The organism is Actinoplanes sp. NPDC026623 (assembly GCF_040638275.1).
Taxonomy (GTDB): Bacteria; Actinomycetota; Actinomycetes; order Mycobacteriales; family Micromonosporaceae; genus Actinoplanes.
Genome location: NZ_JBEZXZ010000310.1, coordinates 1 through 6,987, shown reverse-complemented (window position 1 = coordinate 6,987; position 6,987 = coordinate 1). Strand labels below are relative to the sequence as shown.

Here is a 6,987-nt window from a genome sequence, read left to right as displayed (position 1 = left end):
CCCCGAGGGGGACCGGCGCCGTTGGTCAGCGCAGGGCTGAGATCAGAGCGGCCGGATGTTGGCAGCCTGCGGGCCCTTCTGGCCCTGGGTCACCTCGAACTCGACACGCTGGTTCTCGTCCAGGCTGCGGTAGCCGGAAGTCTGGATGGCGGAGAAGTGGGCGAAGACGTCGGCACCGCCGTCGTCCGGGGTGATGAACCCGAAGCCCTTGTCCGCGTTAAACCACTTCACTACGCCGGTAACCATGCTCGTCTCCTCGACGGTCGATCGTTCCCGACCATTATGGACGGGAACGAGGTAGTAAGACCCGCACTTCGCGGGACTCGTGTCGCCGTACTGATCGCCCGTACCGGAGAAACCCGGGTTACGACAAAGAGCGCCTGGGGCAGAATCCCCACAGGCGCTCCTAGGTACTTGGGAACCAAACTGACAACGCGATGGAGCCTAGCACGACGCAGGGGGTCGGCCGGTGATAGGCGTGCAAGTGGCACAGCAGCTCAGGAACGCGGGTTTGATCTGGAAACCGGGACCGGGTGACCGCTTCGCGATCCCGGACCGCGATCTGGACGACACCGTCTTCGTGCTGAGCGACATGACGATCGAGGTCCACCACGGCAGGGACGGCCAGCTGATCGGCTTCAACGGCACCACGGAGTGGGCACTCGACGACGTGGAGCTGGACGAGGCGCTCTGGCTGCCCCACGAGGGCCAGCTACGCGAGCTGCTGGGCGGCACCCTACGCGCCCTACGCCGCACGGAGGTCTCCTGGGAGGTGGATCTCACTCTGCTGGGTGAGGAGAGCACCTTCACGGCGAGGACGCCGGAGGAGGCCTACGCGCTCGCCCTGCTGCACCTGCTGGCGGCGGCCACCACGTGATCAGGCCGCGGGCTCCGGCACGTCCTCGATCAGGGACGTGAGGCCTTCCGCGTCCGGCAGGTCGGACGGGCGGACGGTGGCGCTGTCGCGGACGTAGTGGAAGCCCGCGCGGACCCACGACACGGGCACCCCGGCGATCGCGGCCCAGGCGATCCGGTACGCCGCGAGCTGCACCGCCGCCGCCTCCGCGTCCGCGCCGGAGGGCCGGCGACCGGTCTTCCAGTCGATGACGTCGAACCGGCCGCCCGGCTCGGCGAACACGGCGTCGATCCGCCCCCGCACCACCACCCCGGCCACCGTGGTCGCGAACGGCACCTCGACCTCGATCGGGGTCCGGTCGGCCCACTCGCCGGCCAGGAACGCCTCCTGCAGCGCCGCCAGTTCCTCGTCGCCGGCCGCGTCCTCGTCGGCCGCGCCGGGCAGCTCGTCGAGGTCCAGCAGCCGCACCGAGCCGAAGCGCTGCTCCAGCCAGGCGTGGAAGGCCGTGCCGCGACGGGCGTGCGGCGCCGGGCGCTGCGGCAGCGGGCGGCGCAGCGACCGCGCCAGGGCCTGCGGATCGCGCCGCAGCACGACGAGCTGGGAGACCGAGATGTGCGGCGGCAGCGCGACCTCGACGGGGCCGTCGCGCCGGGCCCGCTCCTCGCGCTCCGCGAGCAGGATCGTCGCCTCCCGCCGCCACCGCGCGATGTCCGGATCATCGGCTCCCACCGCGCCCGGATCGTCGGCTCCCGCCGAACCCGGGCCATCGCCCGCCGCCGGTTCGGGCCGGGGCCGGCGGGGCACCGGCGGGTCCCCGTCGGCCGGCAGCCCGACCAGGTCGGCGGCCAGCCCCGCGCGGCCGGCGACCTCGGCGTCCGCCGCCGCCAGCGCCACGAACGCGGCGGCCGTCTCCGCCTCCGGACTGGCGATCATGCGCCGGATCAGGTCCGCCGCGGCCGCCATCGCGGGCCGCCGGGCACCCAGCGGGTCCGACGGCCAATCCGCCGCCGCCACCAGCTCCGAGCTCGGGTTGGCCGCGTCCCCGGCCGGCTCCGGCGTCCACTGCTCGACCACCCCGGCGCCCGCCAGGCAGATGCCCCTGATCTCCTCCAGGAAGACCGACGGCCCGCGGGGCTTCTTCACGCCGTCGCCCCACCAGTAGCCCGAGCAGAGCAGCAGCCGCCGGGGCCGGGTCACCGCCACGTACGCCAGGCGGCGCTCCTCGCGCTCGTCGTGCTCCCGCCAGGATCGGCTGAACGCGGTGAGCGCCCCCGCAACGTCCTTCTGATCCTCCGCTCCGGACAGATCGAACTCGGGAAGCCCGTCGGAGTCGCCGCGCAGCGGGAACGGCAGCACCCCGATGCCCATCAGGAAGTGGTCCGAGCCCCGGGTCATCCCGGGCCAGACGCCCTTGGTCAGGCCCGCGACCGACACCACGTCCCACTCCAGGCCCTTCGCGGCGTGCGCGGTCAGCACCTGCACCGCACCCTCGACCACGTCGACCTGGCCCGGGGTCAGCCCGCGTTCCTCCTCCTCCGCCGCCGCCAGGAAGGCCAGGAAACCCGCGAGCGTGCCGCCGCCGGTGTCGCCCGCGTACCGCGCCGCGACGTCGCCGAGCATGTCCAGGTGGCCGCGGGCCAGGCCGGCGTCGCCGGCGCCCCAGCCGCGCACGGCCACCTCGACGTCGAGGCCGACGGTGCGCTCGATGTCCGCGACCAGGTCCGGCAGCGGCTGGTCGAGGCGGTGCCGCAGCTCGGCCAGCTCCCGGCTGAACGCCCGCAGCCGCGCATAGCCCTCCTGCGAGTACTGCTGCGGCGCGCCCAGGTCGGCCATGGCCTCGACCAGGGTGGCGTCGTCGAGCCGGTCCGCGACGATGTCCTCGGGCTGCTCCCCCGTGGTCCCCGCGACCCGGGCCGCCGCGATGGACCTGGCGCGCCGGTGCAGGGCGACCAGGTCGCGCGGCCCGATCCGCCACCGGGCCCCGGTCAGCAGCCGCAGCAGCGCCGCACCGTCCGTCGGGTCGGCGAGGACCCGCAGCGTGCAGACGACGTCGCGTACCTCCGGGGTGTCCAGCAGGCCGCCCAGGCCGACCACCTCGACCGGCAGGCCGCGCAGGCGCAGCGCCTCCTCGATCGCCGGGATCTGGCTGCGGACCCGGACCAGGACCGCGCTGGTGGGCCGCTTCTCGATCGGGATGTCGCCGGGCAGGGCGTCGGGCAGCCCGGCGGTCGCGCGCCAGGCGGCGAGCATGGACTCGGCGATCCAGGCGGCCTCGTCCGCGTACGTGGGCAGCAGCGCGCACGCGACCGTGCGCCCGCCGACGCGGTCGGCCACCCGCCGCGCCGGGACCAGCTCGGCCACCCGGGCGCCGGCGGCCCGCAGCGGCCGGGAGAGCGCGTTGGCGACCTGGAGGATCTCCGGCCGGTTGCGCCAGCTGCGGCTCAGGTTGAGCACCCAGGCCTCGCGGCCGCCGGGCCCGGTGAACTCCGTCGGGAACCGGTCGAGGGTGCCGGCCGAGGCGCCGCGCCAGCCGTAGATCGACTGGCACGGGTCGCCGACCGCGGTGACCGGATGGCCGCCGCCGAAGAGCGCGTTGAGCAGCACGACCTGGGCGTGGCTGGTGTCCTGATACTCGTCGAGCAGCACGATCTTGAAGCGGCCCCGCTCGATCTCGCCGACCTCGGGATGATCGCGGGCAACCCGGGCCGCGCGGGACATCTGGTCGCCGAAGTCCATCGCCTCGATCGCGAGTTTCCGCTGTTCGTAGAGGCGGACCAGGGGCAGCAGGGTGAGCCGGTGCCGCTGGCGCAGGAGCATGTCGCCGACGTCCTTGTAGACCCGGCCCGGCAGCGACTGCACCTCGGCGAAGAAGCGGCCGGTCCACGCGGCGAGGTCGTCGGGGCTGACCAGGTGCTCGGCGAGTTCGCCGGAGAGGGCCAGCACGTCGTCGGTGACCGTGCCGGGCGCGCGGTTGAGCCCGGTCATCTCGCCCGTGTAGGACCGCACCAGCGAGTCGACGATCTGCCAGCGGGCGGCCTCGGTGAGCAGCCGGGCGGACGGCTCGAAGCCCGCGCGCAGCCCGTGCTCGGTGACCACCCGGGCCGCGTAGGAGTGATAGGTGGCGACGGTCGGCTCCCCCGCGAGGGCATCCAGGCGGCCCAGGCGGCGGACCAGCTGACCCAGCCGGGTGCGTACCCGATGGGCGAGCTCGCCGGCGGCCTTGCGGGTGAAGGTGAGGCCGAGGATCTCGTCCGGGTGGGCGTAGCCGTTGGCGACCAGCCAGACCACCCGCGACGCCATGGTCTCGGTCTTTCCCGAGCCGGCGCCCGCGACGACCAGGACCGGCTCGACCGGCGCCGCGATGATCGCGGCCTGCTCCGGGGTCGGCGGGTGCAGGCGCAGCAGCTTGGCCAGCTCGAGCGGGGTGTAGCGCGGGCCCGAGTCGGCCCGGCGGCGGGGCTGTGCGGGACGGTCGGCGAAGAGACTTGGCTGGGTCACGGCTCGACGACCTGCCGCCCCTGCCCGGAGATCGGGCAGCTGGTCCGGACCGGGCAGACCCGGCACTTCGAGTTGGCGACGGCCGAGAAGGTGGCCGCGGCCATGGTGTCGGCGGTGCGGCGGACCATCGCGTACGCCCAGTTGGGGTCGGTGGCCTCGGCGAGCGGCAGCTGCATCTGCTCGCGGGCCTCCTTGGTCGGGCCGAGCTGGACCAGGGCGGCGCCGCCGCTCTCGTCGCCGAACTCCTGGAACGCCCCGGCGTCGACGGCGGCCTGGTAGCCCGCCAGCTGGGCGTGCTCCTCCACGTCGCCGGCGGAGACGGTGGTGGTCTTGCCGGTCTTCAGGTCGATGACGACGAGGCGGCCCTGCTCGTCGACCTCCAGCCGGTCGACGCGGCCGGTGAGCTGGATCGGCCGGGCCGGATCGTCGAGCCGCACGGTGAACTCGTGCTCGATGGCGAGCAGCCGGCGCGGGTTGCGGGCCAGCCAGCGCAGCAGCTTGTCGACCATGCCCTGGGCCCGCTCCTGCTCGGGACCGGCCAGCCAGCGGGCGGCCAGCTCGATGGCGTCGAAGCGGGCGGCGACGTACTCGACCAGGCGCTCGCGGTCGGCGTTGGCGTCCTCGGCGAGCATCGCCGCGGCGTGCACCAGGTTGCCGACGCCCTGCGCGGGGCCGGCCGGCGCGGCCCCGCCGTGGCGTTCGAGCAGCCAGCGCAGGCTGCAGCGCAGGGCGCTCTCCATCGAGGAGGGGGTGACCTTGACGGGCTCGCCCACCTCGGCCAGCGGCCGGTCGTCGGAGAGCTGCCGCAGGCCCCACCACTCGTCGGGGTGCGCGCCCGGCACGCCCGCGGCGGCGAGCCCGGCCAGCTCGGCCGCGGCGGCGAGCCGCCGGGCGGGCGTCGCGTCGGGCGCGACGACGGCGGTGCGGAGCTCGGCGACCAGTGCGGCGAGGGTGAGCGCCCGCGGCGGCCGTCCCACCGGGATTTCGAGCTCGTCCGGTTCCCCGCCGGGATCGGCGACCGCGGCCGGCGGCTGCTCGCCCGCGCCGGCCGGACCGCCCGCGCCGCCGGACGGGTCACTGCCGTGTGGCCCGGGCACGTCGCCGCCGGGCCGGTCGCTGCTGTGTGGCCCGGGCACGTCGCCGCCGGGCCGGTCAGCGCCGGGTGGGCCGGGCACGTCGCCGCCGGGCCGGTCGCTGCCGGGTGGGCCGGGCCGGTCCCAGGGGTCCGGGTCGGGTTCGGTGGGGCCCGGGTCGTCCGGACCCGGGTCGTCCGGGTCGGTGGGGCCCGGGGCCGGCGGGTCATCGGGGCCGGGGCCGCCGCGGCCGTCCGGCAGGCCGAGCTCGGTCAGGAAGCGGCTCGGCTGCTCCTCGCCGTCGGAGCCGCCGACGCTGGCCGACGCCACCGCCGTCACGATCAGGCGCTGCCGGGCCCGGGTCGCGGCCACGTAGAAGAGCCGGCGCTCCTCGTCCAGCAGCGCTGAGGTCTGCCCGACCACCGCCGCCGCGCCGGACGCGGCCCGCCCGGCCAGGTAGTCGACCAGGCGCTCCGAGCCGAGCAGGCTGCCGCGCAGCCGCAGGTCGGGCCAGATGCCCTCCTGGACGCCGGCGAGCACGACCACGTCCCACTCGAGGCCCTTGGCGGCGTGCGCGGTCAGCAGGCGCACCGCCTCGCCACGGTCGGCGCTCGGCGCGATCGAGTCGGCCGGCAGGTCCTGGCCGAGGACGTGGTCCAGGAAGACCTCGGTGCGCGCGCCGGGCAGCCGGTCCACGAAGCGGGCGGCGGCATCGAAGAGCACCACGATCGCGTCGAGGTCGCGGTCGGCGGCCTCCGCACGCCACTGCCGGGCCCGGCCGCCCTCGCCGCCGGGCTCGACCGGCGCGCCGCGGGTGCTGAGCGCGTACCAGCGCTCGGCGAGGCCGCTGGCCCGCCAGACGGACCAGAGCACCTGCTCGGCGGTCGCGCCGGGCTCGGCCGCGGCCTCGCGCGCGATGGCGATGAGCCGGGCGATGGTCTGCGCCGGCACGGCCCAGCGGCGCTCGACGACGGCGAGCCCGGCCGGATCGCGCAGCGCGTCCAGGAGCAGCTCGCCGGACGGGCGGCGGTCGCCGGCGGCCAGGGCGAGCGCCCGCAGCCCCTGCCGCAGCCGCCGCTCGGCGAGCGGATCGGCCCCGCCCAGCGGCGAGTGCAGCAGCGCGACCGAGGCCTCCTCGTCGAGGACGTCGGGCTCGAGCGCGCAGCGCAGCAGGAGCAGCAGCGGCGCGACGGCGGGCTGCAGGTGAAGCGGCAGATCCTCCGAATGGGTGACGGTCGGCACGCCCGAGGCGGCGAGCGCCCGCTGCATCGAGGGCAGCTGCAGGGTCGTCGAGCGCAGCACGACCGCCATCCGCGACCACGGCACGCCGTGCAGCAGGTGCGCCTCCCGCAGCGCGTGCGCGACGTAGGAGGACTCGCTGGTGGGCGACCTGAACGTCCGCACGACGGCACCGGGCGGGTATTCACCCTCGGCGAGAGCGGCCGACGAGACCGCCGCGGTCGGCGTGGCCGGCAAGGTCGGCGCGGTCGGCGTGGCCGGCAACGTCGGCGTAGTCGGCGCGGGCGGCGTAGTCGGCGCGGGCGGCGCGGGCGGCGCGGG

4 protein-coding genes are annotated in these 6,987 nt (G+C 75.8%); 1 reads left to right on the top strand and 3 read right to left on the bottom strand.

Annotated elements, in window-relative coordinates; all coding sequences use genetic code 11:
- Positions 1-42: 42 nt before the first annotated feature.
- On the bottom strand, positions 43-246 hold the full coding sequence (locus tag AB0F10_RS43135; protein WP_015625344.1) for a cold-shock protein: 204 nt from the start codon (positions 244-246) through the stop codon (positions 43-45).
- Between the two features lie 238 nt (positions 247-484).
- Between AB0F10_RS43135 and AB0F10_RS43130 the strand changes: the two genes are divergently transcribed.
- Complete coding sequence (locus AB0F10_RS43130) at positions 485-877, top strand: pilus assembly protein CpaE (RefSeq protein WP_360639742.1); 393 nt, start codon at positions 485-487, stop codon at positions 875-877.
- Here AB0F10_RS43130 and AB0F10_RS43125 read toward each other — a convergent pair whose 3' ends face one another.
- Together AB0F10_RS43125 and AB0F10_RS43120 are read right to left on the bottom strand one after the other, a co-directional pair.
- Positions 878-4,354 carry a UvrD-helicase domain-containing protein gene (locus tag AB0F10_RS43125; RefSeq protein WP_360639739.1) on the bottom strand — a complete coding sequence of 1,159 codons (3,477 nt, stop codon included), beginning with the start codon at positions 4,352-4,354 and terminating at the stop codon, positions 878-880.
- The coding region (locus AB0F10_RS43120) for a PD-(D/E)XK nuclease family protein (RefSeq protein ID WP_360639736.1) at positions 4,351-6,987 on the bottom strand (2,637 nt) is incomplete at its 5' end. The genes AB0F10_RS43120 and AB0F10_RS43125, both read right to left, overlap by 4 nt.